This is a genomic window from Amycolatopsis sp. NPDC047767 (assembly GCF_040704195.1).
Taxonomy (GTDB): domain Bacteria; phylum Actinomycetota; class Actinomycetes; order Mycobacteriales; family Pseudonocardiaceae; genus Amycolatopsis.
Genome location: NZ_JBEYSJ010000019.1, coordinates 49,401 through 76,390, shown reverse-complemented (window position 1 = coordinate 76,390; position 26,990 = coordinate 49,401). Strand labels below are relative to the sequence as shown.

Sequence of the window (26,990 nt, the reverse complement as noted above, 5' to 3'; positions counted from 1 at the left end):
GGTTCCGGAGCTTCGCCCGGCTCGCCGCAAGTCGAGCCGGGCGAAGCCGCGGAGATCCGCGCCCACCCGATCTCCGCCCGCCGCCGCGGCCCGAATTCGCGGAGGCGTCCGGTGGCGTGCACCACCGCGAAACAGTCCGAAGTAGACGATCAGCTCACGTGCACGTAGTCGACCACGAGCTGCTGCGGGAACTGCGTGCCACCGTCCGGGTCACCCGGCCAGTCGCCGCCCACGGCGAGGTTGAGGATGAGGAAGAACGGGTGGTCGTAGACCCACTTGTTGCCGTTGAGGTCGGCCGGCGTGCGCGTTTCGTAGGCGTTGCCGTCCACCGACCACACGATCTTGTTCGTGGACCAGTCCACCGCGTAGGTGTGGAAGTCGTCGGAGAAGTTCGGGCCGTTGTAGGCCGCGCCGATGCCGTTGGCACCGGAGTAGCCCGGGCCGTGGATCGTGCCGTGCACGGTGTTCGGCTCCTTGCCGATGTTCTCCATGACGTCGATCTCGCCGTCGGTCGGCCAGTTGCCGCCACCGAGCATCCAGAACGCCGGCCACATGCCCTGCCCGCGCGGGAGCTTCATGCGGACCTCGACGTGGCCGGAGCTCGTGGAGAACTTGCCGGAGGTGTTGAGCCGCGCCGAGGTGTACTCGCACGGGCCGTACCAGCAATTGTTGCCGGAGCTCTCCTGCTTGGCCGTGATCACCAGGTGCCCCTGGCCGTCGAGCGCCGCGTTGGCCGCGCCGGAGGTGTACCACTCGCGCTCGTGGTTGTTCACGTTGTCGCCGGTCTCGTAGTTCCACTTCGAGCCGTCGGCCGGGCTGCCCGCGGGCCCGTCGAAGTCGTCGGTGAACGTGGCGGCCGGGCTCGCCGGAGCCGCGATGCCGGCCGGTGTCGCCGTGAGCGTCACGGCTCCCGCCACGGCCAGCGCAGCCGGAATCGCCAGCAGCCGCCACCGGGCAGACGTCTTCGGAGACTTCATCGTCGTCATCCCTCGTCACTCGAGGGGCGGCCTGGCGGCGCCACCCCGGGTTTGTTGTGGATGGCAACAAAGCTAACCCGACCGGTTGTTCACCGGCAAGGATTAACGTGAGGAATTTTCCGACAACCTCACTCGGCGGTAACCGGGGCCTCCTCCAGCAACCACAGGACACCGCTCGGCGGCAGCTGCAGCACCGCCGAGGCCGCCAAGCCGTGCCACGGCTTCGCGACCGCCTCGACCGCGCCCAGGTTGCCGACCCCGGACCCGCCGTAGACCTCGGCGTCGGTGTTCAGCAGCTCGGTCCAGCGCCCGGCGGCGGGCAGGCCCACGCGGTAGTCGTGGTGCGGCACGCCCGCGAAGTTCGCGATGCACGCCAGCCGCGAGCCGTCGGAGCCGATGCGCAGGAAGCTGAGCACGTTGCCGGCCGAGTCGTTGGCGTCGATCCACTGGAAGCCCTCCGGCCGCACGTCGCCGCTGAAGAGCGCGGCCGTGGACCGGTAGATGTCGTTGAGGCGGCGCAGCAGGTCCTGCACGCCGCGGTGCAGCGGCTGCTCCAGCAGGTGCCAGTCGAGCGAGCGCGACTCCGACCACTCCTGCGGCTGCCCGAACTCGCCGCCCATGAACAGCAGCTGCTTGCCCGGGTGGGCCCACATGAACGCCAGCAGTGACCGCAGGCCCGCCGCCTTGTTCCAGTCGTCGCCCGGCATGCGCTGCCACAGCGAACCCTTGCCGTGCACCACTTCGTCGTGCGAGAGCGGCAGCACGAAGTTCTCGCTCCACGCGTAGACGAGCGAGAACGTCATCTCGTTGTGGTGGTAGGCGCGGTGGATCGGCTCGTGGCCGAGGTAGCGCAGCGTGTCGTGCATCCAGCCCATGTTCCACTTGAAGCCGAAGCCGAGCCCGCCGAGGTGCGTCGGCCGCGTGACGCCGGGCCACGCGGTGGACTCCTCGGCCACCATCACCACACCCGGGTGTCGCCTGTAGACAGTCGCGTTCAGCTCCTGCAGGAACCGCACGGCGTCGAGGTTTTCGCGGCCGCCGTACTCGTTGGGCAGCCACTCGCCGTCCTTGCGCGAGTAGTCGAGGTAGAGCATCGACGCGACGGCGTCCACGCGCAGGCCGTCGAGGTGGAACTCCTCGAGCCAGTACAGCGCGTTGGCGACGAGGAAGTTGCGGACCTCGTTGCGGCCGAAGTTGAACACGAGCGTGCCCCAGTCGGGCTGCTCGCCGCGGCGCGGGTCCTCGTGCTCGTAGAGCGGGCTGCCGTCGAAGCGCGCCAGCGCCCAGATGTCGCGCGGGAAGTGCGCGGGCACCCAGTCCACGAGCACGCCGATCCCCCGCTGGTGCAGGTGGTCCACGAGGTAGCGGAAGTCGTCGGGCGAGCCGAAGCGGGAGGTCGGCGCGTAGTACGAGGTGACCTGGTAGCCCCAGGAACCGCCGAAGGGGTGCTCGGCCACCGGCAGGAACTCGACGTGGGTGAAGCCGGTGTCGGTCACGTAATCGGCCAGCTGGTCGGCCAGCTCGCGGTAGTCCAGCCCCGGCCGCCACGAGCCGAGGTGGACCTCGTAGACGCTCATCGGAGCGTCGGCCCAGTTCGTCGCCTCGCGCCGGGCGGTCCACTCGTCGTCGGCCCACGTGTAGACCGACTTCGTGACCTTCGACGCGGTCGCGGGCGGCACCTCGGTGGCGAACGCCATCGGGTCGGCCTTCTCGTGCCAGTGCCCGTCGGCGCCGAGGATCCGGAACTTGTAGCAGGAGCCGACCGGCACGTCGGGCACGAACAGCTCCCACACGCCCGACGAGCCGAGCGAGCGCATCGCGTGCCCGCGGCCCTCCCAGCCGTTGAAGTCGCCGATCACCCGCACGCCGCGCGCGGTCGGCGCCCACACGGCGAACGACACGCCTTCGACCGCGCCGTGGGGCGTGTCGTAGTCGCGCACGTGAGCGCCGAGGACGTCCCACAGCCGTTCGTGGCGGCCTTCGCCGATGAGGTGCAGGTCGAGCTCGCCGACGGTCGGCAGCCAGCGGTACGGGTCGTCGGTGACCACGGTGTGCCCGTCGTAGTCGACCTCGAGCCGGTAGTCGCCCGGGTGCTCGGGCAGCGGGGCCGCGAACAACGCGTCGGCCACGCGCTCCAGCGGGAACCGCCGCGCCCCCGCCAGCACGGAGACGGACTTCGCCCCGGGCAGCAACGCGCGCGCCACGACGGTGCCGGGGCTCGTGCGGCCGATGCCCACCGTCCCCTGGGCGTGCACGCCGAGCACCGAGTGCGGGTCGTGGTGCGAGCCGGCCAGCAGCCGGTCGATGTCCTGCGGGGACGGAGCCGCCGCGGGCAGATCCCGGGAAACCGCGTTCACGTCTTCACTCACCTCCGTGGGCGATGCGGGCGATCGCCGCCATGGGCACGGCCAGCCAGTCGGGCCGGTTCGCGTGCTCGTAGGCCACTTCGTACACCGCTTTGTCGAGTTCGAACGCACGAAGCAGCTCTCCGTGCTCGCGCGGGTCGCCGATCGGGCCGGCGGCCCCGGCGTACCCGTCGCAAAAGGCCGTGCGGTTGCGGCGCGTCCATTCGAGCGCGCGTTCGGTCAGCGCCGGGTCGTCCGGCTGGCCCACCAGCAGCTGCCGGGCCGCGTAGTCGAACGAGCGCAGCATGCCCGCGACGTCGCGCAGCGGCGACCGCAGGGCGTGCCGCTCCTCCAGCGGCGCGGCCGGTTCGCCCTCGAAGTCGAGCAGCAGCCAGCCGCCGACCGTGCGCAGCACCTGGCCCAGGTGCAGGTCGCCGTGGATGTACTGCATCGAGATCCCCGGCCGGCCCGGCGGCAGGTCGCGCAGCGCGTCGAACACCTTGTGCAGCGCGGGCGCGTGCTCGGCCAACTGCGGGACCTCGCGCGCGACCCGGTCGAGCCGCTCGGTCATGCCCGCCACCGTGCGCTCGAGTTCGGACTCGTCCACGGGGTGCGCGCCCAGCGCCGCGGCGAGGTCGGTGTGCACGTGCGCCACCGCCGCGCCCAGGCGTTCGGCCTCGCCGGCGAAGTCGCCGCCGACCTCGTCGGGCCGCAGCTCCGGCTCGGCCATCAGGTCGCGCACGCTCGTGGTGGCCATGGCCCAGCCGTCGACGGCGTCGGGCAGGAACACCTGCAGCATCGCGATCGTCGCCGGCTCCCCGGCGAGCTCGCCGGTGATCGAGCCGACGACCTCGGCGATGTGCTCGCAGCCGGCCTTCTGCAGCGCGCGGTGCAGCAGCAGGTCCTTGTTCGTCCCCGGGCTAAGCTTGCGGAACAGCTTGAGGATGTACTGCCCGCCGTACACCAGCGACGTGTTGCTCTGCTCGGAGGTGATGGGCCGCGCGCGCAGCCCGCCGGTGAGCTGCGCACCGGGCTCGTGCTCGAACACGAGCGGGCCGACGCGGTCGCCGGCCACCACGTGGTCCAGCAGCACCGCGGTCAGGTCCGCGTCACCGCTCGCCTCGTAGAAGTTGAGGCCGCCGTCGGCGCCGATCCACGCCGACGACGAGATCTCCGGCGGGTGCGAACGGCGCCCGACCAGCAGCTGGTACGGCTCGGACCGCTCGCCCTGCACCACCTCGACGACCACGTGCAGCAGCTGCGGGTCGCCTTCGACCAGCACCGTGGACGCGAGCGGGCGGACGGCCGTGATCGGCCGGTCCTTGCCCGCGAACCACCGCTGCGCCGGAAGCCAGGCCGGCAGCTCCGCGACGAGCTGCTCGACCAGGTGCCCGTGGTCGCTCAAGGCACTCACCTCATTTCGCCTTCGGCTTCCCGCTCAAGGAGCTGGAACCAGTAGAACCCGTGTCCGGGCAGCGTGAGCAGGTACGGAAGTTCACCGACCTCCGGGAACCGCACCCCGCCGGTGAGCTCCACCGGTACCGAGCCGCGGTGGCCGGCCAGGTCGAGCTCCACCGGCTGCGGGAAGCGCGACAAGTTGTTCACGCACAGCACCACGTCCTCGCGCCCGTCCGGGCGGCGCCACTGGCGCTTGTACGCCAGCACGCTCGGGTTGGACCCGCCGAGGTCCACGAAGTCGCCCTCGGCGAACGCGTGGTGCTGCTTGCGCACCTCGATCATCCGCCGCGTCCAGTTCAGCAGCGACGACACGTTGTTCGACTGGGCCTCGACGTTGAGGGCCTCGTACCCGTAGACCGGGTCCATGATCACCGGCAGGTAGATGCGGCCGGGGTCGCAGGAGGAGAAGCCGGCGTTGCGGTCCGGCGTCCACTGCATGGGGGTGCGGACCGCGTCGCGGTCGCCGAGCCAGATGTTGTCTCCCATGCCGATCTCGTCACCGTAGTACAGAACGGGCGAGCCCGGCAGCGAGAGCAGCATCGCGGTGAAGAGCTCCTGCTGGTTGCGGTCGTTGTCCAGCAGCGGCGCCAGGCGCCGGCGGATGCCGATGTTGGCCTTCATCCGCGGGTCCTTGGCGTACTCGGAGTACATGTAGTCGCGCTCTTCGTCCGTGACCATCTCGAGCGTGAGCTCGTCGTGGTTGCGCAGGAAGATGCCCCACTGCGTGCCGCTCGGGATCTGCGGCGTCTGCAGCAGGATCTCCGAGATCGGGAACCGCGACTCGCGCCGCACCGCCATGAAGATCCGCGGCATCAGCGGGAAGTGGAACGCCATGTGGCACTCGTCGCCGCCGACGTCCGGGTCGCCGAAGTACTCGACCACGTCCGAGGGCCACTGGTTCGCCTCGGCCAGCAGGATCCGGCCGGGGAACTCGTCGTCGACGACCTTGCGGCAGCGCTTGAGGAACTCGTGCGTGCGCGGCAGGTTCTCGCAGTTGGTGCCCTCCTGCTCGAACAGGTACGGCACGGCGTCGAGCCGGAACCCGTCGATGCCGAGGTCGAGCCAGAACCGCAGCACGTCGATCATCGCTTCCTGCACGGCCGGGTTCTCGTAGTTGAGGTCCGGCTGGTGGCTGAAGAAGCGGTGCCAGTAGAACTGGCCGCGCACCGGGTCGTAGGTCCAGTTCGACGTCTCGGTGTCGACGAAGATGATGCGGGCGTCGGCGTAGCGCGAGTCGTCTTCGCTCCACACGTAGTAGTCGCCGTACGGGCCGTCCGGGTCCGAACGCGACTGCTGGAACCACGGGTGCGCGTCGGAGGTGTGGTTGAGCACCAGGTCGGTGATCACGCGGATCCCGCGCCGGTGCGCCTCGCCGAGCAGGTACACGAAGTCCTCGACGGTGCCGAACTCCGGCAGCACCGAACGGAAGTCGCTGATGTCGTAACCACCGTCACGCAGCGGCGACGCGTAGAACGGCGGCAGCCACAGGCAGTCGACGCCGAGCCACTCCAGGTAGTCCAGCCGGCTCGCGAGCCCGCGCAGGTCGCCCGTGCCGTCACCGTTCGAGTCGGTGAAGGCACGCACGAGCACCTCGTAGAACACGGCGCCCTTGAACCAGTGCGGGTCGCGCGGCGCCTCTTCGGCGTGCGCGAACTCGTCCGCCTGCGGTTCCACGAGCAGGCCCTCGGCGGTCATCGCCTCACCCGTGTGCGGAACACCGTCCAGGCCCAGAGCTGCGTCGGGCCGGCTCTCGTCGTCCATCAAACTCCACCTCGTCCCGCGTCCGGCGGTACGTTCGATCGTCCCTGCCGCGTGCCGTGCGTGCAGGGTGGCTGGAAAATTCGTTCAGGGGACCCGGTTACCCGGCGAGCCGGCGGCGGACCGCGACGACGTGCGCGACGGCACGCCACGGTTCGAGCCGGACGAAGTTGGCCTGGCCCCAGTCCCAGGTCTCCCCGGTGACCTCGTCGTGGGCGATGAGCCGCTCGTGCCAGTCGAAGCCGAGCGACTCCAGGTCGAGCCACAGGGTGCCTTCCTGCGCACCGTGCGGATCGAGGTTCACCACCGTGACGACGGTGTCGCCGGTCGCCGGGTCCTGTTTGGAGTAGGCGAGCAGCGCGCCGTTGTCGACGTGGTGGAACCGCAGGGTCCGCATGCCCTGCAACGCCGGGTGGTTCTTGCGGATCGTGTTGAGCTTCGTGAGCCACGGTTCCAGCGAACGGCCTTCGGCCAGCGCCCGCTCGAAGTCGCGCGGACGCAGCTGGTATTTCTCCGAGTCGAGGTACTCCTCGCTGCCCTCGCGCACCGGCTGGTGCTCGTAGAGCTCGTACCCGGAGTAAACGCCCCACGTCGGCGACAGCGTGGCGGCCAGCGCCGCCCGCAGCGCGAACATGCCCGGGCCGCCGTGCTGCAGCGACTCGTGGAGGATGTCCGGGGTGTTCACGAACAGGTTGGGGCGGCCCTCGTTCCAGTGCTCGACCAGGTCGGTCCCGAACTCGGTCAGCTCGTCCTTGCTCGTGCGCCAGGTGAAGTAGGTGTAGCTCTGGGTGAAACCGAGCTTCGCCAGGCCCCACAGCCGCGCCGGGCGCGTGAACGCCTCGGCCAGGAACAGCACGTCGGGGTGCGCGTCCTTGACCGACTGGATCAGCCACGCCCAGAAGTCCGGCGGCTTGGTGTGCGGGTTGTCCACCCGGAAGATGCGCACCCCGTGCGACACCCAGTGGAGCACGACGCGGAGCACCTCGTCGTAGATGCCGCGCGGGTCGTTGTCGAAGTTGACCGGGTAGATGTCCTGGTACTTCTTCGGCGGGTTCTCGGCGTACGCGATCGTGCCGTCCGGGCGGGTGGTGAAGAACTCCGGGTGCTTGAGCACCCACGGGTGGTCGGGCGCGGCCTGCAGCGCGAGGTCGAGCGCCACCTCCATGCCGAGTTCCTCCGCACGGGCGACGAACGCGTCGAAGTCGTCGAACGTGCCGAGGTCCGGGTGGATCGCGTCGTGCCCGCCCTCGTCGGCGCCGATGGCCCACGGCGAGCCGACGTCGTCGGGAGTGGCAACGAGGGTGTTGTTCGGACCCTTGCGGTTCACTCGCCCGATCGGGTGGATCGGCGGCAGGTAGACCACGTCGAAGCCCATGTTCGCCACCCGGTCGAGTGAACGCGCGGCGGTGGCGAACGTGCCGTGCACCGCATTGCCGTGCTCGTCGACCCCGCCCGTGGACCGCGGGAAGAACTCGTACCAGGAACCGAAGGCCGCGCGTTTGCGGTCGACCCACAGCTTCAGCGGTTTGCCCTTGGTGATCAGTTCCCGCACGGGGAATTCGTGCATCAAGTGGCGCACTTCGGGCGAAAGCGCGGCGCCCACGCGTTCGCCGAGATCGCGGCCGGCGTCGCGCAGGTCCGCCGCCGCGCCCGCGAGCAGCGCGCGCTCGCCGCGGCGCTCGGGCCGGCGGGACACGCGCTCGAGCAGCCGCGCGCCGTTCTCCAGGTCGTTCGCGAGGTCCTCGGGTCCTTGTCCCGCAGCGATCTTGACCTCGACGGCGTGTTCCCACGTCGCCCACGGATCGCTCCAGGCGTCCACGCGGTAGGTCCACAGGCCTTCGGTGTCGGGCACGATCACGGCGGCGAACAGATCCAGGCCCTTGCCGCGTTCGGCCATCCGCGTCTGACGCGACACCCGGTCACCCGGACCGCGCCAGGCGACGGTGGCCGCCACGGCGTCGTGACCCTCGCGCCACACCGTGGCGGAGACCGGAAAGTGTTCTCCCACAACGGCTTTCGCCGGGTACCGACCGCAGCTGACGGTCGGGTTGACGTCGTCGATACCGAGCCGGCCGGTCATGGCAACGCCCCTCTTGGCTGTGCTGATTTCCGTGCGAACGCGAGCACGGTCAGTGTGCCTGATTCCCTCAAAGCCCTTGACAGCGGGGCCTTTTACGGTTGTACCCGCCACCCGGTCGGGCGAAACGGATCCGGCCTGCCGGAGTTTCCGCCCTTTCCCACACGTTCGCAGCGGGCGCAACTCGAACGGCGGAACAATCACCTGAGCCTGTTTTTCGCAGTTTCCCCGTAACACAGAAGTCGAACAACGTTCACAGTTCCTCGCGCGAGTCGACGACCCCGGCGGATTCGCGCCCGACTGTCCACAGTGGGCGCCGGACACAGCACCGCGCCGCCGGTCCGGGGGCTCTCCCGGTCCGGCGGCGCGGTGGACGACTACCGGCTCAGCCGACGCGGGCCGGCAGCGCGGCGAGGATGTCCTGCACCCGCTCCTTGGCGTCGCCGAAGAGCATCTGGCTGTTCTCGCGGAAGAACAACGGGTTCTGCACACCCGCGTAGCCCGGCGCCATGGACCGCTTGAACACCACGACGTTGCCGGCTTCCCAGACCCGCAGCACCGGCATGCCGGCGATCGGGCTGCCCGGGTCCTCCGCGGCCGACGGGTTCACGGTGTCGTTGGCCCCGATGACGAGCACGACGTCGGTGTCGGCGAGGTCGTCGTTGATCTCGTCCATCTCCAGGACGATGTCGTAGGGCACCTTCGCCTCGGCGAGCAGCACGTTCATGTGCCCGGGCAGCCGGCCGGCGACGGGGTGCACCCCGAACCGGACGTTCACGCCTTGCTCCCGCAGCCGCCGCGTCAGCTCGGCCACCGGCGACTGCGCCTGCGCCACCGCCATGCCGTACCCCGGCGTGATGACCACCGAGCTCGCGCCTGCCAGCAGCTCGGCCACCCCGGCGGCGTCGATCTCGCGGTGCTCGCCCGTGACCTCGGCCGGGCCGCTGGTCGCCGGCGCGCCGAAGCCGCCCGCGATGACGGAGATGAACGACCGGTTCATCGCCTTGCACATCACGTAGGACAGGTACGCACCGGAAGAGCCGACGAGCGCGCCGGTGATGATCAGCAAATCGTTGCCCAGCAGGAAGCCCGACGCGGCCGCGGCCCAGCCGGAGTAGCTGTTGAGCATCGACACGACCACCGGCATGTCCCCGCCGCCGATCGACGCGACCAGGTGCACGCCGAGCGCCAGCGCGAGCACCGTGACCACCACGAGCAGCCATGTGGCGGGAGTGATCACGAAGAACACCGTGAGCACCGCGAACACGACCAGCGCGCCGAGGTTGAGCATGTTCTTGCCCGGCAGCTGCAACGGCGCCGACGGGATCCGCGCCGACAGCTTCAGGAACGCGATGATCGAGCCGGTGAACGTCACGGCGCCGATGAACACGCCGATCACGACCTCGGCGTGGTGGATGCCCAGCAGCGACCCCACGAGCTCGGTCTGCGCGTCGTTCCCCTCGACCTCGAGGAACCCGTTCCAGCCGACCAGCACCGCGGCGAGGCCGACGAAGCTGTGCATCAGCGCGATCAGCTCGGGCATGCCGGTCATCTCGACCACGCGCGCCCGCCACACGCCGATCGAGGCGCCGATCACGAGCGCGATGAGCAGCAGCGTGATGCCGAGGCCCGAGGCCAGGCCGAGCGCGGTGGCCGCGGTCGCGATCAGCGCGATCGCCATGCCCGCGATCCCGAACCAGACCCCGCGGCGCGAGGTCTCGTGCTTGGCGAGCCCCGCGAGGCTGGCCACGAACAACAGGGCGGCGATCAGGTACGCCGCCGACTTCCACGTTTCAGCGTGCACTGTTCGCTCAGCTCCTCGAGAACATCGACAACATCCGGCGGGTCACCATGAACCCACCGACGATGTTGATGGCGGCCAGCAGCACGGCGGCGGCGGCCAGGACGGTGGTGGCGATCCCGCCGCCGGCGATCTGCAGGATCGCGCCGACGACGATGATCCCGGAGATCGCGTTGGTGACCGACATCAGCGGCGTGTGCAGCGCGTGGTGCACGTTGCCGATCACGTAGAAGCCGATCACGATGGCCAGCACGAAAACCGTGAGGTGCCCGGCCAGCTCCGGCGGTGCGAACGCCGACGCCAGGAACAGCAGCACCGCGCCGACCGCGGCGACCGTCGCCCGCGCCCACGGCGAGCGGGGCTTCTCGGGTTCCGGTGCCGGCTTCGGCGCCGCCGGCGCGGCCTGCGGCGCCGCGCTCACCGACACCTTCGGCGGCGGCCACAGGACCTCGCCGTCGCGGACCACGGTGAGCCCGCGCTGCACCACGTCCTCGAAGTCGAGCGCGAGCCGGCCGTCCTTCCCGGGCGTGAGCAGCTTGAGCAGATTCACCACGTTGGTGCCGTAGAGCTGCGAAGCCTGCGCGGGCAGCCGGCCCGGCAGGTCGGTGTAGCCGATGATCGTGACCCCGCCCTCGGTCGTCACGACCTCGCCGGCCTCGGTGCCGGCGACGTTGCCGCCCTGCGCGGCGGCCATGTCGACGATGACGCTGCCCGGCTTCATCGACGCGACCTGCTCGGCCGTGAGCAGTTTCGGCGCGGGCCGGCCCGGGATGAGCGCGGTCGTGATGACGATGTCGACGTCGGCGGCCTGCTCGGAGTAGATCTCCGCCGCCCGCTTGTCGTAGTCCGCCGAGGTCGCCTTGGCGTAGCCGTCGGTGCTGGCCTCCTGCTCGACCTCGACGGCGAGGTACTCGCCACCGAGCGAACGGACCTGGTCGGCCACCTCCGGCCGGGGGTCCGTCGCGCGGACCACGGCACCCAGGCTGTTGGCCGCGGCGATCGCCGCGAGCCCGGCGACCCCGGCGCCCGCGACGAGCACCTTCGCCGGCGGCACCTTCCCGGCCGCCGTGACCTGGCCCGTGAAAAACCGGCCGAACACGTGCGCGGCCTCGATCACGGCCCGGTAGCCGGCGATGTTCGCCATCGAGCTGAGCACGTCCAGCGACTGCGCCCGCGAAATCCGCGGAACCGCGTCCATCGCGAGCGCGGTGACGCCGCGGGCGGCCAGCGCCGCCAGCCGGTCCGGCTCCAGCGCGGGCGCCAGCATCGACACCAGGACCGTGCCCGGGCCCAGTTTCTCGATCTCGCCGGGATCGGGCGCGTTGACGGTGACCACGACGTCCGCGTCCCACACCGGATCGGGGGTGACGTCGGCGCCCGCGGACAGGTAGGCCTCGTCGTCGAACCCCGATCGCACGCCGGCCCCGGACTCCACCAGCACGCGGTAACCCAGGCCGATGGCCTTGCGCACGGTGTCCGGCGTCAGCGCGACGCGGGTCTCGGTTTTCGTCGACTCCGCGACCAGTCCGATGCGCAGACCGGGCTCGGATCCAGTGCCGTCGTCGCTCATGCACTTCTCCTCGGGGATAGCCACGCTGGATTTCAGCATCCAACGATCCGGATGACGAGGGGGATTCCGGCGTTCCGGGGTGAGAGTGATCTCTTGACCGATTTCTGCGAAACCTCTTGATCGATGCACCCCGGGAGCCGCCGGACCCCCGCGCTAAAGCGGCTGGGGGCCCGGCACGAAGTCCCGCGGCGCTCGGAGCAGCTGCAACGATCGGGCCGCCACCACGATGCGCGTCTTCGGATCCAGCGCCCCGACGTACGCGGGGCTGCCATCGGCAGTGCCGGTGTCCAGCGTGGGTTTGTACGTGGCACCGTACTCGGGTCCGGGCAGCACCACCTCCACGTCGTCCTCTCCGGCGTGCAGGATCAGCAGCCAGGAGTGGTCGGTGACGAGCTCGCCCTCGCGGTTGCGGGCCTGCGAGTTGGAGCCGTCGATCCACATGCACAGCGTGCGGCGGCTCTCGTCGAACCAGTCGATCTCGTCGAACTCCTCGCCGTCGGGCCGGAACCAGACGAGGTCCGGTTTGCCGGTGGGCGTGGTGCGGCCTTCGAAGAACTCCGGCTGGCGCAGCGCGGGGCTGCTCGCGCGCAGACGCACCACCCGCCGGGCGAAGGCGAGCATCGGCTCCGACGCGGCCGAGGGCGTCCAGTCGACCCACGACGTCTCGTCGTCGAGGCAGTAGGCGTTGTTGTTGCCGCCCTGGGTCCGCCACATCTCGTCGCCCGCGACGAACATCGGCGTGCCGGTGGACAGCAGCAGCGTGGCGAAGAGGTTGCGCGCCTGCCGGGTGCGCAGCGCGACGATCGCCTGGTCGTCGGTCTCGCCCTCCACGCCGTGGTTCCACGAGCGGTTGTCGGTGGTGCCGTCGCGGTTGTCCTCGCCGTTGTCCTCGTTGTGCTTTTCGTTGTAGGACACCAGATCCCGCAACGTGAAGCCGTCGTGCGCGGTCACGAAGTTGATCGACTGCCACGGTCGGCGCAGGTTGTGGTCGTAGAGGTCCGACGACCCCGAAAGCCGGTAGGCGAGGTCGCGCACACCCGTGACGCCGCGCCAGAAGTCGCGCAGGCTGTCGCGGTAGCGGCCGTTCCACTCGGCCCACTGCGCGCCGAAGTCGCCGACGCGGTAGCCCTCCCCCGTCGCGTCCCACGGTTCGGCGATGAGCTTGCACCGCGACAGCACCGGGTCGGTCGTGATGGCCGTGAGCATGGTGGAGTCGCGGTCGAACATACCGCCGCGCGGACGGCCCAGCGTGCTCGCGAGGTCGAACCGGAAGCCGTCGACGCCGAGCTCCTGCGTCCAGTACCGCAGCGAATCGGTGACGAGCCGGACCACGGTCGGCGAGCCCGAGTCGAGCGTGTTGCCGCAGCCGGTGATGTCGGCCATCTGCCCGCGCTTGGTGTGCAGGTAGTAGGCCGGCGCGTCGAGGCCGCGCAGGAACAGCGTGGGCCCGTCGGGCCCGCCCTCGCAGGTGTGGTTGAACACGACGTCGACGATCACCTCGATGTTGGCCGCGTGCAGCGCCGCCACCATCGTCCGGAACTCCTCGATCTCCCGGCCGGGTTCGCTCGCGTACCCCGGGTGCGGGGCGAAGTAGCCCAGCGGCGAGTAGCCCCAGTAGTTGTGCCGGCCCGCGCGCACCAGCGCCGGCTCGTCGGCGAACGCGTGCACCGGCAGCAGTTCCACTGTGGTCACGCCGAGCCGCGTGAGGTGCTCGATCGCCACCGGGTGCGCGAGACCCAGGTAGGTGCCGCGCAGCGCTTCCGGGATGAACGGGTGCAGCTCGGTGAAGCCCTTCACGTGCAGCTCGTAGATCACCGACTCCTCGAACGGCACCTCGGGCCGCACGCCCGTGTCCGGTCCGCCGGGAGAGGTGACCACCGAGAGCGGCACACTGCCGAGTGAGTCCACAGTGGACGCGGGACCGCGGTCCGGGTCGCCCACGAAGCCCTGCGCGGCCGTGAGGTCGGTCAGCCGGCCGCTGATCCGGTGCGCGTACGGGTCCACGAGCAGCTTCGCCGGGTTGCAGCGAAGCCCTCGGGCCGGGTCGTACGGGCCGTGCACGCGGTAGCCGTAGCGCTGGCCCGGCGTGACGCCCGGGACCAGCCCGTGCCACACGCCGAACGTCCGCTCGGTCAGCTCGATCCGGCGCTCGCTGCCGTCGTCACCGAGGAGGCAGACCTCCACGGCGTCGGCCACCGCCGAGGTGACGGCGAACCGCACCCCTCCGGCTTCCGGGTGAGCGCCGAGCGGAAAGGGTCGGCCGGCCAGGACCTGGGTGTCGGAAGCGGGTCGTGTTGCCATGGGGTGATCCTCCCAAACCGGCCGGTCCCGCGGGTCCGGCTACCCGGCTGAACTTTCCGGGGAAAGTGCCGGACTTCCCGCGTAGGCGCCGGTCAGGAGGTGACCACCAGCACGAAAGACGCGCCCGGAAGCCGGACGGATTCACCGGCATGGTCGAACTCCGGCGTGTCCCAGGACGCCAGGATCTCGCCCGGCGTCCCGCCCAGTGGGACGGTCGCCGGGGTTCCGCCGAAGTTGCACGCGAGCCGCAGCGCGCCGCGGTGCAGCACCAGCCACGAATCGTCCGGGGCCGCGCACACGACGAACCCGTCGAGGTTCGGGTCCGCGAGCTCCGGCCGTTCGCGGCGCAGCCGGATCAGCCTGCGGTAGGTCCGCAGCATCTCCTGGTGCCCGGGCTGTTGCGGCTCGGTCCAGTCGAGCCGCGAGCGCGCGACGGTCGCCGGGTCCATCGGGTCCGGCACGTCGGCCTCGCCCCAGCCGTGGCGGCCGAACTCGCGCCGCCGGCCCGTGCGCACGGCCTCGGCCAGCTCCGGGTCCGGGAAGGAGGCGAAGAACTGCCACGGCGTGCTCGCCGCCCACTCCTCGCCCATGAACACCATCGGCGTGTACGGCGAGCAGAACACCACCGCGGCCGCGGCCGCGATCAGGCCCGGCGCGACGGTGGCCGAAAGCCGGTCGCCGGTGGCGCGATTGCCGATCTGGTCGTGGTTCTGCAGGTACGCGAGGAACCGGTGGCCCGGCACCTTGCGCGTGTCCACCGGGCGGCCGTGGGTGCGCTCGCGGAACGACGACCAGGTGCCGGCGTGGAAGAACACCTCGCGCAGCGTCTTCGCGAGCGCGCCGGGCGCGGCGAAGTCCGCGTAGTACCCGGAAGTCTCGCCGGTGATGCGGACGTGCAGCGTGTGGTGCAGGTCGTCGGACCACTGCGCGTGCACGCCGTAGCCGCCGCCTTCACGCGGGGTGACGAGCCGCGGGTCGTTCTGGTCCGACTCGGCGATCAGGGTGAGCGGGCGGCGCAGCGCCGCGGACAGCTCGCCGACCTCGGTGGCCAGCTCCTCCAGCAGGTGCACGGCGCGCTTGTCCACCAGCGCGTGCACGGCGTCGAGCCGCAGCGCGTCCACGTGGAAGTCGCGCAGCCAGCCCAGCGCGTTGTCGAGCACGTACCGGCGCACCTCGTCGGAGCCGGGGCCGTCGAGGTTGAGGCCCGCGCCCCAGTCGGTGTGGCCGGCGAAGTACGGGCCGAAGCGGTCGAGGTAGGCGCCCGACGGGCCGAGGTGGTTGTAGACCACGTCCAGCACCACGGCGAGGCCGCGGGCGTGGCACGCGTCGACGAAGCGCTTGAGGCCGTCCGGCCCGCCGTAGGGCTCGTGCACCGCGCCCCAGAGCACGCCGTCGTAGCCCCAGCCGGCCGTGCCGTCGAACGAGTTCACCGGCAGCAGCTCGACGTGCGTGATGCCGAGGTCCACGAGGTGGCCGAGCCGCTCGATCGCCGAGTCGAACGTGCCGCCCTCGGTGAAGGTGCCCAGGTGCAGCTCGTAGACGACGCCGCCGGGCAGCTGGCGGCCGGTCCACGCGCGGTCGGTCCACTCGAACTCGGCGTGGTCGTACACGCGCGAAGCCTCGTGGACGCCGGCCGGCTGGCGCAGCGAACGCGGGTCCGGCAGCGGTTTCCCGTCGTCGCCGAGGAGGAACGCGTAGTCGGTACCGGTGACCTCGGCCTGCCACCAGCCGCCGGCGGTTGGGCTCATCTCGTGGTCAGTGCCGTCGACGCGCACCCGCACGCGATCCGCGGCGGGCGCCCACACGGTGAACATTCAGGAATCCCCTCGCACCAGAAGAGCCACCGGGTACCGGTCGAACAGCGCGGCGGCCGGCGGCGCGTCGCCGAGCGCCCGCCCGGTCAGCACGTCGGTCCAGAAGCCGTCGGTCAGCGGCAGCACGGTGTCGCGCCAGCCGCCGGACTTCTCCAGCCCGACGGGCAGCCGCGTCACGGCCACCGCCAGGTTCTCGCCGCGCTGGAACGCCAGCAGGTGCTCGGCGGCCGCGCCCTCGGCCTTCAGCGGGCGGTAGCCGGTGAACAGCTCGGGCCGTTCGCGCCGCAGCGTCAGCGTCCGGTGGACCACGAGCAGTTTCGCGGCACCGGTTTCGTCGACCTCCGGCTGTTCCCCGGCCAGCACGCGCTCCAGGATCTCGCGGCGCACGCCGTAGTCGACCGCGCGCCGGTTGTCCGGGTCCACGAGCGAGAAGTCCCACAGCTCGGTGCCCTGGTAGACATCCGGCACGCCCGGCCCGGCCAGCTGCACCAGCTTTTGGCCCAGCGAGTTCACCCAGCCCGGCCCGCGCAGCTTCCCGACGAACTCCTCGATCTCGGCCACCAGCTCGGCGTCGCCCAGCACCTGCTCGGGCCACGCGGCCACGGCCTGCTCGAACTCCTCGTCGTGGTCGGTCCAGGTGGTGCGGAGCTTCGACTCCTTGGCCGCCTTGTCGAGGTAGTCGCGCAGGCGCCCGGGCGCGATCGGCCACGCGCCCACGAGGGTCTGCCAGGCCAGCAGGTTGAGCGCCGGCTCGTCGATGCCGCGCCGCTTCGTCCAGCGGCGCACGGCGTCGCCGAACTCGTCGGCCAGCTCGGACAGCGCGGCCTGCCGCGCCCGCGTGTCCTCGGAGCGCTTGGTGTCGTGCGTGGTCAGCGTGGTCATGCTCGCCGGGCGGCCGGCGGCGCGGGCCCCGGCCAGCTCGTGGAACTCGGCCACCGTGCGGCCGAACCGGTCCGGGTCGCCGCCGACCTCGTTGAGCGCGGCGAAGCGGGTGAAGCGGTAGAAGGTGGTGTCCTCGGTGCCCTTGGCCACGACCATGCCGGACGTTTGCTGGACGCGCGTCGCCAGCTCGCCGGCGGGCTCCGCGCGGACCTGCGTATCGAGCGCGGTCAGGGCTTCGTCCAGGTCGGGCCGGCGCGCCCGCGCGCGCTCGACGGCCGCCGTCCACTCGGCGGCGCCCTCCGGCAGATACGAGCGGTAGACGCCGAAGGCGATCATCACCTCGGCCACGGCGGCGCGCGCGGCTTCCGGCTCGACGCCGTCGACCAGGCCCGCGATGCGGTGCACCTCGGCCACGAGGATCCGGTCGGTGACCAGCCGCCGCGCTTCTTCTTCCACGGCGGGATAGTCGGTGCGCCCGCCCAGCTCGCCCGCGAGCCGCGTGAACGCCGGCTCCGCGGCCGGGTCGACGAACACGCCCGTGATCTCGTTCAGCGCGTCATAGCCGGTGGTGCCGTCGACCGGCCAGCTCTGCGGAAGCGCCTCGCCCGGGTGCAGGATCTTCTCAACGACCAGCCACGCGTCGGGCGCGCCTGCGCGCAGCCGGCGCAGGTACCCGCCGGGGTCGGCCAGGCCGTCCGGGTGGTCCACGCGCAGGCCGGCGACGTCGCCGTCGGCCACCCAGCGCAGCACCTCGCCGTGGGTCTCGGCGAACACCTCGGCCTTCTCGACCGTGACGGCCGCGAGGTTGGTGATGTCGAAGAAGCGGCGGTAGTTCAGCTCGGCGTTGCCGCGGCGCCAGCCGACGAGCTCGTAGTTCTGGCGCGCGTGCACCTCCTGCGGCGTGCCCTCGCCGGTGCCGGGCGTGATCGGGAAGCGGTGGTCGTAGTAGACCAGCTCCTCTCCCTCGACGGTCAGCTCGGCGACGGCTGCGTCCTCGCCCAGCACGGGCAGCAGCACCTTGCCGCGGCTCCAGTCGATGTCGAAGAAACCAGCGTGCTCCGACGCCGGCCCGTGGCGCAGCACGTCCCACCACCAGCGGTTGAGCTTCGGGACCTCCACCGACATGTGGTTCGGCACGATGTCGACCACGAGCGTGAGCCCCGCGGAGGCCAGCCGCGTGACCAGCACCTGCCGGGCTTCCTCGCCGCCCAGCTCCGGCCGCGCCCGCGTCGGGTCGACCACGTCGTAGCCGTGGGTGGAGCCGGTCGTCGCGTCGAGCACCGGCGACGCGTAGAGCGCGCCCGCGCCGAGCGAGCGCAGGTAGTCGACGATCCCGGCGGCGTCGGTGAAGGTGAACTCCGGGCGCAGCTGCACCCGGTACGTCGAGGACGGCGCGCTCACTCCTGCTCCTCCCGGCCGGTGCGCTGCAGCACGACGAGCGACCGCGCGGCGAGCGTGTGCTTGCCCCCGCCCGGGATCGGCTCCACGTCGGTCTTGCCGACCTGGCCGGTGGCTGTGTCGACGACGACCGTCCACTCGGTGCCGTACCCGTTGGCGGGCAAGGTCATCGCGATGTCCTCGTAGTGGGCGTTGAACGCGAGCAGGAACGACTCGTCGACCACCGGCATGCCCCGCGGGTCGAGGTCGGAGATGCCCTCGCCGTTGAGGAAGATGACCACGGACTTGCCGAAGCCGTCGTCCCAGTTCTGCTCGGTCATCTCCTCGCCGGCCGGAGTGAACCAGGCGATGTCGCCGAGCTCCTCGCCCTTGCGCACCGGCTTTCCCTGGAAGAACCGGCGGCGCCGGAACACCGGGTGCGCCTTGCGGAACGCGGTGAGCGCCGCGGTGAACTCGACGAGGTCGACGTTCTCCTTGGCGAGCCCCCAGTCCATCCAGGACAGTTCGGAGTCCTGGCAGTACGCGTTGTTGTTGCCCTGCTGCGTGCGGCCCAGCTCGTCACCGTGCAGCAGCATCGGCACGCCCTGGGACAGCAGCACGGTGGCGAGCAGGTTGCGGCGCTGGCGGGCGCGCAGCGCGAGCACCTCCTCGTCGGTGGTCGGGCCTTCCACGCCGCAGTTCCACGACCGGTTGTCGTCGGCGCCGTCGCGGTTGTCCTCGCCGTTGGCCTCGTTGTGCTTCTCGTTGTAGGACACCAGGTCCTCGAGCGTGAAGCCGTCGTGCGCGGTGACGAAGTTGATCGACGCGAACGGCCGGCGCCCGTCGTCCTGGTACAGGTCCGACGAACCCGTGATGCGGGAGGCGAACTCCCCCAGCGTCGACGGCTCGCCGCGCCAGAAGTCGCGCACGGTGTCGCGGTACTGCCCGTTCCACTCCGTCCACAGTGGCGGGAAGTTGCCCACCTGGTACCCGCCGGGTCCGACGTCCCAGGGCTCCGCGATGAGCTTGACCTGGCTCACGATCGGGTCCTGCTGCACGAGCTCGAAGAACGTGGACAGACGGTCGACGTCGTAGAACTCGCGCGCCAGCGCGGAGGCGAGGTCGAAGCGGAACCCGTCCACGTGCATCTCGGTGACCCAGTAGCGCAGCGAGTCCATGATCAGCTGCAACGTGTGCGGGTTGCGGACGTTGAGCGAGTTGCCCGTGCCCGTGTAGTCCATGTAGTACTGCGAGTCGTCCTCGACCAGCCGGTAGTAGGCCTCGTTGTCGATGCCGCGCATGGACAACGTCGGGCCCAGGTGGTTGCCCTCGGCGGTGTGGTTGTAGACGACGTCGAGGATCACCTCGATGTTGGCCTCGTGCAGGGCGCGGACCATGCCCTTGAACTCCTGCACCTGCCCGCCCTGGCCCGGCATCGCCGCGTAGGCGTCGTGGGGCGCGAAGAAGCCGATGGTGTTGTAGCCCCAGTAGTTGCGCAGGCCCTTCTGGTCGAGGCCGTGGTCGGTCACGAACTGGTGCACCGGCATGAGTTCCACCGCCGTGACGCCGAGCTTCTTCAGGTGCTCGATCACGGCCGGGTGCGCGAGCCCGGCGTACGTGCCGCGCAGGCGGTCGGGCACGAACGGGTGCGTCATCGTCATGCCGCGCACGTGGGCCTCGTAGATCACGGTCTCGTGGTAGGGCGTGCGCGGCGCGCGGTCGTTGGCCCAGTCGAAGAACGGGCTGACCACCAGCGAGTACGGCACGTGCCCGGCCGAGTCCTGGTCGTTGCGCTGCTCCGGGTTCTCGAACTCGTACCCGAACAGCGCCTCCGACCAGTCGACGCCGCGCGAAAGGGCCTTGGCGTACGGGTCGATCAGGACCTTGTTCGGGTTGCAGCGCAGGCCGCGCTCGGGGTCGTACGGGCCGTGCACGCGGAAGCCGTAGCGCTGGCCGGGACCGATGCCGAGCAGGTAGCCGTGGTGGACGAAGCCGTCGACCTCCTCCAGGCGCGAGCGCGTTTCCGTGCCGTCCTCGTCGAACAGGCAGAGCTCCACGTACTCGGCGACTTCGGAGAACAGGGCGAAGTTCGTGCCCACCCCGTCGTAGGTGGCGCCGAGCGGGTAGGGCCTTCCGGGCCAGGGACGCACGGGACTCTCCTTGGGGGACATCGGTTTGTCGGGTTGCTCGGGGAAGACTGACTTACCCGCGCGGGCGGGTCTCGAACCACGAGGACCGGCCCGGGCGGTTACGGGAGCGGACGGGCGGCCTTGAGCGGGGCGACCGCCGCACGCACCCGCGCGTCGGCGAAGAACCCGTCGACGGTGACGGGGAGCGGGATCCGCCAGTTAGGGTACTGGTCGATCGTCCCGGGCAGGTTGGGCTGGCGCCGTTCGCCGACCACGTCGGCCGGTGAGGTGAGCACCAGGCGTGACGCCGCCGAGGCCAGGAGCGTGTGCAGGGCCACCACCGGGTCGTCGGCGGGGATGCCTTCGCGCGCAACGAGGTCGAGCAGCGCGCTGCGCTCGGCCGCCGCCTCGGTGTACTCCTGCTCCACGGGCCGGTCGAGCAGTCCCAGCTCGGCGCGCACGCGCACGTGCTCCGCTTCGAGCCAGCCGGACACCGTCGGCAGGTCGTGGGTCGAGATGCTCGCCATCGCGTGCGGATCCCAGTCCGCGGGGCGGACGAACGGTTTGCCCGGTGCGTCCCAGTCGCGCTGGAACCACAGCACGGCGGAGCTGAGCACGCCGCGCTCGTGCATGGTCTCGGTGACGATGTCCTCGACCGTGCCGAGGTCCTCGCCGACCACCACGGCGCCGGCGCGGTGGGCTTCCAGCGCGAGCACGCCGAGCATCGCCTCGGCGTCGTAGTGCACGTACGTGCCGCGGCCGGCGGGCTCGCCCGGCGGGATCCACCACAGCCGCCACAGCCCGGCGATGTGGTCCACGCGGATGCCGTCGGCGTGCTGCAGCACACCGCGGATGACGTCGCGGAACGGCGCGTACCCGGCCTCGGCGAGGCGGTCGGGCCGCCACGGCGGGAGGTTCCAGTCCTGGCCCTGCTGGTTGAACGCGTCGGGCGGCGCGCCCACGCGCACCCGGGCGGCGAACACCTCGCGCAGCGCCCACGTGTCGGCGCCGCCGGGGTGCACGCCGACGGGCAGGTCGTGCACGACCCCCACCGTCATCCCGGCCTCACGCGCCGCGTGGCGGACCTCGTCGAGCTGTTCGTGGCACAGCTGCTGGAGCCAGCCGTGGAACTCGACCCGGTCGGCCAGCTCGGCGCGCGCGGTCGCGACCTCGGGGCTCGCGGGGTCGTGCAGGGCCTCGGGCCACTCGCGCCAGTCGGCGCCGTGCACCTCGGCCAGCGCGCCGAACGTCGCGAAGTCGCGCAGGTCGCCGTCGAGCTCGACGGGCCGCGGGTGGTGCGGGCGCAGCAGCTCCAGCGCGGTGCGCTTGGCGTCCCACACGGCGTCGTAGTCGATGAGGTCCGGAACCGCGTCCGGGGCCAGGGCCAGCACCTTTGCGCGCGTGGCCTCGTCGGCCCCGGCGAACGCCTCGGTGTCGGTGACCCGCAGGTACACGGGGTTCGCGAAGCGGCGGCTCGACGGCGAGTACGGCGAGCGCTCCACGGGGTGCGCGGGCGCGAACGCCTGCACCGGGTTGACCAGCAGCACGCCGGCGCCGAGCTCGGCGGCCGAGCGGGTGGCGGTGGTCCGCAGGTCGCCGAAGTCGCCCATCCCCCACGACCCGGCCGAGTGCAGGGCGTAGAGCTGGAGCATCCAGCCCCACGCGGCGGGCACCTCGGGCAGCTTCGCCGGGACCACGGCCAGCGGCACCCGGCGCTCGCCGTCGACGACGTGGTGCCAGCCCAGCGGCAGGTCGGCCGGCAGCGTGGTGCCGACGGCGCGGGTCGTGCCGTCCTCCAGCTCGACGGTCACCTCCCGGCCCAGTTCGCGCGTGTCACCGGCGCGCACGACGATCGTGGGCGGCAGGTCGGCCGACGCCCGCGCCGCGCGCACGCCCTCCAGTGCCCGGCGGATCGACTCCTCGTTCGAGGCGTCCACGTCGAACTGCGCGAGGACGGCGACCACCACCTCGGCCTCGACCTGCACTTCCACGCGGTCGGAGTTCTCGTAGTGGGTCGCCACGCCGTAGGCGGCGGCCAGCTCGGCCAGCTCGGGCGAAACGTCGGGGGTCGGTGATCCGGAGGCGGTCGGGCTCTGCACCGGCCCAGTCTTGCGGCCCGCGCCGGGGCGCGCCAATCGCCTCGCCGGGCGGCACCCGAATGCCGGATGCGTACAGCGGTGACCGGCCAGTCGGGGGGCGTGCCGGCCGGTCACCGCCACACCCACCGAGAGGACATCCGGTGAACAGAATGACGCGCGGTGGCGCACTTCACTATTTCGGGTGAAGTGCGGCTCGCTCAGCGCGCGAGTGAGCCCGGGTACAGGTATTGGGCAGGCGGGATCACGGAGCTGTGCGCCCACGCCGTGAAGAAGCCCGACAGGTCTTGGCCCGCCTGCGCCGACGCGAAGTGCTCGAAGTCGGGCCAGGACGCGTTGCCGTCGCGGTGCGCGGCGATCCAGTGGTTGAGCAGACCGAAGAACTTGTCGTCGCCCATCGTGCGGCGCAGCGCGTGGAGCATGAGCGAGCCCCGGTCGTAGAGCGCGTAGTCGAGCGGGCGATCTTTGCCCGGGTCGTAGATCGGCACCTGCCAGTAGGCGGCGTCGCCCGCGTTCTGCTCGACGATCGAGCGGTAGCTCTCGTCGAGGTCGGCGCCGTTCTCGGCCTCGTCCCACAGCTGCCCGGTGTACTGGGCGAAGCACTCGGCGAGGCAGCCGTCGCGCCAGTCCGAAAAGGACACCGCGTCGCCGAACCACTGGTGCGCCAGCTCGTGGACGGCCGAGGCGTCGAAGAACGCGCCGTCGTAGGTCGGGCGGGTCTGCGTCTCCAGCGCGAGGCTGCCCTCGGTGGCCTCCGGGGCGACGACGATCGCGCCGGTCGAGTCGAACGGGTACGGGCCGAACGTCTTCGTCAGGAAGCCCATGATCTTCGGCAGCAGGGCCTCGGAGTCGGGGAGGTAACTCGTGTTCTGGCCGTACGCGGTGATCACGGGAGTGCCGTCGGCGAGCTTCGAGGTGTGCACGGTGAACTTGTCGATCGCCATCGTCGTGGCGTAGGAGACGATCGGGTGGTCCTCGTGCCAGCGGAACGTCGTGCGGCCGGCGGAGGTGGTCGTCGGGCCGGGCAGCCCGTTGCCCAGCACCGTCCACCCGGTCGGCACGGTCGCCTCCAGGTGCAACGCCGCCTTGTCCGACGGGTGGTCGTTCAGCGGGAACCAGGCCGTCGCCGAGTGCGGCTCGCCGCTCACGTCGATGCCGCCGCCCACGAGCCGGTGCCAGCTCGCGCCGACCGGCTTGCCGGAGTACACGACGCGCACGGCGAAGGTGCTGCCGCGCAGCACCCGCGTGCGCGGCGTGATCACCAGCTCGTGCGCGCCCGACCGCGCGATCGCCTTCGCGGGCGCGCCGTTCACGGTCACGGCCGAGACCGTGAAGCCCTCCAGGTCGAGGTCGAACCGGTCGAGGTCCTGGCGCGCGGCCGCGTGCACCGTGGTGTCGCCGGTGAACGAACCGGGATCCGCGGGGTCGTACGACACCTTCACGTCGTAGCGCGAGACGTCGTAGCCGCCGTTGCCGTCCTGTGGGAAGTACGGGTCGCCGACGCCGTCCGCGCCGATCGCCGGCGGCTGCGCCATGCCGAGCGCCGCCGCTCCGCTCGCGACGAGGGCGAGCGCTTTGTACCAGCTCATGCGTTGTCCTTCAGGGTTCCGGGGTGGAGGTAGGGCTCGGGCGGGATCACGGTGCTGTGGGCCCACGCGGTGAAGAAGCCGGTGAGGTCGTGGCCGTACTCCTGGGCCGCGAGGTGCTCGAAGTCGGCCCAGGAGGCGTTGGCGTCGCGGTGCTGCGCGAGGAAATCACGCAGGGTCCGGAAGAACACGGCGTCGCCGACGGTGCGGCGCAGCGCGTGCAGCATGAGCGGGCCGACGGTGTAGGAGCCGCCGTAGAAGCCGGCACCCGGGTCCGCGAGCGGGACCTGCCAGAAGTCCGGGCCGGCGCCGGCGAGCGCGGTGCGGTAGTCGGCGTCGAGGTCGTGGCCCTCCTTCGCCTCCCGCCACAGCCATCCGCGTAGGTGGCGAAGCACTCCTTGAGGCAGATGTCGGACCAGCGCGCGACCGCGACGCTGTCGCCGAACCACTGGTGCGCCTGCTCGTGCACGATGTCGGTGAACTGCTCGGGCGGAACCCCGCCCGGGTACACGGGCCGCTCCTGCATCTCGAACCCGCCACCGGTGCCGCCGGGGTAGAAGACGCCGCCGGCCGCGGAGAACGGGTACTTCCCGAAGCGCGAGGACAGGAACCCGAGCACCTCGGGCAGCCGGTCTTCGAACGGCTTCGCGGCTTCGGCGCCCGTGGTGTACGCGTCCACGACCGGGGTCCCGTCGGCGAGGTGTCCCGTGTGGACGGTCATCCGGTCGATCACCACACCCGTCAGGTAGGAGGCCACGGGGTGGTTTTCCGTCCACGAGAACGTCTTGCGGCCGTCGCGCACCACCGGCGGCGCGGGCACGCCGTTGCCCACCACCGCCCAGCCCGGCCGGTCCGGCATCGTCACGGCGAGGTGGAACGTCGCCTTGTCCGACGGGTGGTCGTTCACCGGGTACCAGCTGGACGCGGAATGCGGCTCGCCGAACGCGTGCACCGCACCGGCGTCGTCGGCCGTCATCCAGAAGAACCCCGGCGTGCCCTGGTAGCGCACGCGCACCCGGAAGGACTGCCCGCGCCGCAGGGGTTTCGCGGGCGTGATCACGAGCTCGTGCTCCCCGGTGCACGTGAACGCCGCGGGCGCGCCCGCGACCGTGACGCTCTGCACGGTGAGGCCTTCGAGATCGAGGTCGAAGCGGCTCAGGTCCTGGGTGGCGACGGCGTCGGCTGCCGTGTCGCCGGTGAGGTGGTCGGGTTTCGCCGGGTCGTAGTCCAGCGCGACGTCGTAGTGGCTCACGCGGTAGCCGCCGTTGCCGTCCTGCGGGAACAGCGGGTCGCCGGCGCCGTCGGACCCGGGGCTCGGGGCGGCGACCGCCGTGCCCGAGATGAGCACGAGGATCGAGCCGGTGGCGACCGCGGTCGCCCACACTCTCTTCAGCACCGCGCCAGGCTGGCAGAACGGCGGGCCGAATCGGTCAGGAACTTGTCAGGGTCGGATGAGGGTTCTGTGATCGAGTTTGCCCGCGAGCCGTCCGAGCCAGGCCACGACTTCGGCCGGCTCGCGGTCCGGCAGCCCGAAGATCACTTCCGTGACACCGGCCGCTTCGAGCCGTGCGAGGCCTTCGGGATCGGGCCGCGGGCCGAGTGCGGCCACCGCCGGCTCGCCGGCGCGGCCCTCGGTGCGCCAGATCTCCCGCAGCAGCCCGACATTCGCCTCGACGTCCACTTCGGACGGTGTGGTGAGCCAGCCGTCGGCCGAGCGTGCGATCCAGCGGAACGTGCGCTCGGTGCCGGCCGCGCCCACGAGCACGGGAACCCGCTCCTGCACCGGTTTCGGCCACGCCCAGCTCGGCCCGAACGCCACGTGCTCGCCCTCGTGGCTCGCCACCTCGTCGGTCCACAAGGCACGCATCGCGTCGAGGTACTCGCGCAGCACGGTGCGACGCCGGCCCGCGGGCACGCCGTGGTCGGCCAGCTCGTCGGTGTTCCACCCGAACCCGACGCCGAGCGTGACTCTCCCACCGGAGAGGTGGTCCAGCGTGGCGATCGTCTTGGCGAGCGTGATCGGGTCGCTCTCCACCGGGAGCGCGACCGCCGTGGCCAGGCGGATGCGCGTGGTGACCGAGGCCGCCGTGGCGAGCGAGACCCACGGGTCGAGCGTGCGCAGGTACCGGTCGTCGGGCAGGCTCGCGTCGCCGGTGCGCGGGTGCGCGGCCGTGCGCCTGACCGGGATGTGGGTGTGCTCGGGAACGTAGAAGGTGTCGAACCCGGCCGATTCGGCCGCCCGCGCCGCCGCCGCGGGGGTGATCCCGCGGTCGCTCGTGAAGAGCACGATGCCGTATCTCACGGCTCCCGACAGTATTAGAACGTGTTTCAGTTTGCAACGAAATCCGCCTGACGGCCGGAAGTGTTCTACAGTGAGCAGGTGGCCTCCGGGCCACGGAGCACCGCACCACCCGTCCGGTTTGGCGATTATTCCTGGAAAAGCGGCGCTTGACGTGGGGTGGGCCCGGGGATTCAACTGGTAGGGCGATCACCCGGCCCGATCCGTCCTGAGGAGGGGGTCATGCTTCCCCATCGTGACCGCAGTGCACTGCGGAAGATCGAAGAAGAGCTGGCCGCGAGCGACCCCGACTTCGTCGCGGCCCTGAGCGCCGGCGCCCCGCCCGTGCGATCGCGCACGTGGCTCGCCACGTTGATCCTGGCCGACGTCACCGTGGTGCTGATGATCGTGGTCGGGCTGCTGGCCGGCAGCACCGGCATGTTCCTGTGGGGCCTCGTCACGGTCCCTGTGCTCGTCTGGGTCCACCGGTCGATCCTGATGCGCAAGCGCAATCACACGGCCGACGACGCGAAGGCCTAGC

The 26,990-nt window shown here is 71.2% G+C and carries 15 protein-coding genes and 1 pseudogene; 1 reads left to right on the top strand and 15 read right to left on the bottom strand.

The window, feature by feature from the left end; all coding sequences use genetic code 11:
* Positions 1–152: 152 nt before the first annotated feature.
* From AB0878_RS30025 to AB0878_RS29955, 15 genes and pseudogenes are all read right to left on the bottom strand, one after another.
* A pseudogene (locus tag AB0878_RS30025) lies at positions 153–977 on the bottom strand (glycoside hydrolase family 16 protein); the annotation flags it as partial.
* 128 nt (positions 978–1,105) lie between these two features.
* The gene (glgB, locus tag AB0878_RS30020; protein ID WP_366583574.1) at positions 1,106–3,334 is read right to left on the bottom strand and encodes a 1,4-alpha-glucan branching protein GlgB; all 2,229 of its coding nucleotides are present in this window, start codon (positions 3,332–3,334) and stop codon (positions 1,106–1,108) included.
* A gap of 4 nt (positions 3,335–3,338) precedes the next feature.
* Positions 3,339–4,727 carry an aminoglycoside phosphotransferase gene (locus tag AB0878_RS30015; RefSeq protein ID WP_366583573.1) on the bottom strand — a complete coding sequence of 463 codons (1,389 nt, stop codon included), beginning with the start codon at positions 4,725–4,727 and terminating at the stop codon, positions 3,339–3,341.
* A gap of 5 nt (positions 4,728–4,732) precedes the next feature.
* Positions 4,733–6,541, bottom strand: a complete 1,809-nt coding sequence (treS, locus tag AB0878_RS30010; protein WP_366583572.1) for a maltose alpha-D-glucosyltransferase — start codon at positions 6,539–6,541, stop codon at positions 4,733–4,735.
* A 97-nt stretch (positions 6,542–6,638) separates the two neighbouring features.
* Positions 6,639–8,618 (bottom strand): maltotransferase domain-containing protein, encoded by a 1,980-nt coding sequence (locus AB0878_RS30005; protein WP_366583571.1) that lies wholly within the window; start codon positions 8,616–8,618, stop codon positions 6,639–6,641.
* 382 nt (positions 8,619–9,000) lie between these two features.
* Positions 9,001–10,419: a Re/Si-specific NAD(P)(+) transhydrogenase subunit beta gene (gene pntB / locus AB0878_RS30000; protein ID WP_366583570.1), complete on the bottom strand. Its 1,419-nt coding sequence runs from the start codon at positions 10,417–10,419 to the stop codon at positions 9,001–9,003.
* A gap of 7 nt (positions 10,420–10,426) precedes the next feature.
* A complete protein-coding gene (locus tag AB0878_RS29995; RefSeq protein ID WP_366583569.1) occupies positions 10,427–11,986 on the bottom strand; it encodes a Re/Si-specific NAD(P)(+) transhydrogenase subunit alpha in 1,560 nt (519 codons plus the stop codon).
* Positions 11,987–12,139: 153 nt separating this feature from the next.
* Positions 12,140–14,287, bottom strand: a complete 2,148-nt coding sequence (gene glgX, locus AB0878_RS29990; protein WP_366583568.1) for a glycogen debranching protein GlgX — start codon at positions 14,285–14,287, stop codon at positions 12,140–12,142.
* Positions 14,288–14,379: 92 nt separating this feature from the next.
* Entirely contained in the window at positions 14,380–16,101 is a 1,722-nt protein-coding gene (gene treZ, locus AB0878_RS29985) for a malto-oligosyltrehalose trehalohydrolase (RefSeq protein WP_366583567.1), read from the bottom strand.
* Positions 16,102–18,384: a malto-oligosyltrehalose synthase gene (treY, locus tag AB0878_RS29980; RefSeq protein WP_366583566.1), complete on the bottom strand. Its 2,283-nt coding sequence runs from the start codon at positions 18,382–18,384 to the stop codon at positions 16,102–16,104. It lies immediately after the preceding gene.
* On the bottom strand, positions 18,381–20,510 hold the full coding sequence (glgX, locus tag AB0878_RS29975) for a glycogen debranching protein GlgX (protein ID WP_366583565.1): 2,130 nt from the start codon (positions 20,508–20,510) through the stop codon (positions 18,381–18,383). Before glgX (AB0878_RS29975) ends, treY begins: the two co-directional genes overlap by 4 nt.
* 98 nt (positions 20,511–20,608) lie before the next feature.
* Positions 20,609–22,588 (bottom strand): 4-alpha-glucanotransferase, encoded by a 1,980-nt coding sequence (malQ, locus tag AB0878_RS29970; protein ID WP_366583564.1) that lies wholly within the window; start codon positions 22,586–22,588, stop codon positions 20,609–20,611.
* Between the two features lie 197 nt (positions 22,589–22,785).
* Positions 22,786–24,174, bottom strand: coding sequence for a M1 family metallopeptidase (locus AB0878_RS29965; protein ID WP_366583563.1), 1,389 nt, complete (start codon positions 24,172–24,174; stop codon positions 22,786–22,788).
* Positions 24,175–24,220: 46 nt separating this feature from the next.
* Positions 24,221–25,567: a M1 family metallopeptidase gene (locus AB0878_RS29960; RefSeq protein ID WP_366583562.1), complete on the bottom strand. Its 1,347-nt coding sequence runs from the start codon at positions 25,565–25,567 to the stop codon at positions 24,221–24,223.
* A 45-nt stretch (positions 25,568–25,612) separates the two neighbouring features.
* Complete coding sequence (locus tag AB0878_RS29955; protein ID WP_366583561.1) at positions 25,613–26,473, bottom strand: LLM class F420-dependent oxidoreductase; 861 nt, start codon at positions 26,471–26,473, stop codon at positions 25,613–25,615.
* Between the two features lie 219 nt (positions 26,474–26,692).
* On the opposite strand from AB0878_RS29955, the gene AB0878_RS29950 reads away from it, so the two are divergent.
* Positions 26,693–26,989: a DUF3040 domain-containing protein gene (locus tag AB0878_RS29950; protein WP_366583560.1), complete on the top strand. Its 297-nt coding sequence runs from the start codon at positions 26,693–26,695 to the stop codon at positions 26,987–26,989.
* Position 26,990: the final 1 nt, after the last annotated feature.

Bases quoted from the DNA above. Each gene is read 5' to 3' on its own strand.
- treZ (WP_366583567.1), bottom strand. From the start codon at position 16,101: ATGTTCACCGTGTGGGCGCCCGCCGCGGATCGCGTGCGGGTGCGCGTC.
- AB0878_RS29995 (WP_366583569.1), bottom strand. From the start codon at position 11,986: ATGAGCGACGACGGCACTGGATCCGAGCCCGGTCTGCGCATCGGACTG.
- glgX (WP_366583568.1), bottom strand. From the start codon at position 14,287: ATGGCAACACGACCCGCTTCCGACACCCAGGTCCTGGCCGGCCGACCC.
- AB0878_RS30005 (WP_366583571.1), bottom strand. From the start codon at position 8,618: ATGACCGGCCGGCTCGGTATCGACGACGTCAACCCGACCGTCAGCTGC.
- AB0878_RS29965 (WP_366583563.1), bottom strand. From the start codon at position 24,174: ATGAGCTGGTACAAAGCGCTCGCCCTCGTCGCGAGCGGAGCGGCGGCG.
- AB0878_RS29950 (WP_366583560.1), top strand. From the start codon at position 26,693: ATGCTTCCCCATCGTGACCGCAGTGCACTGCGGAAGATCGAAGAAGAG.
- treS (WP_366583572.1), bottom strand. From the start codon at position 6,541: ATGGACGACGAGAGCCGGCCCGACGCAGCTCTGGGCCTGGACGGTGTT.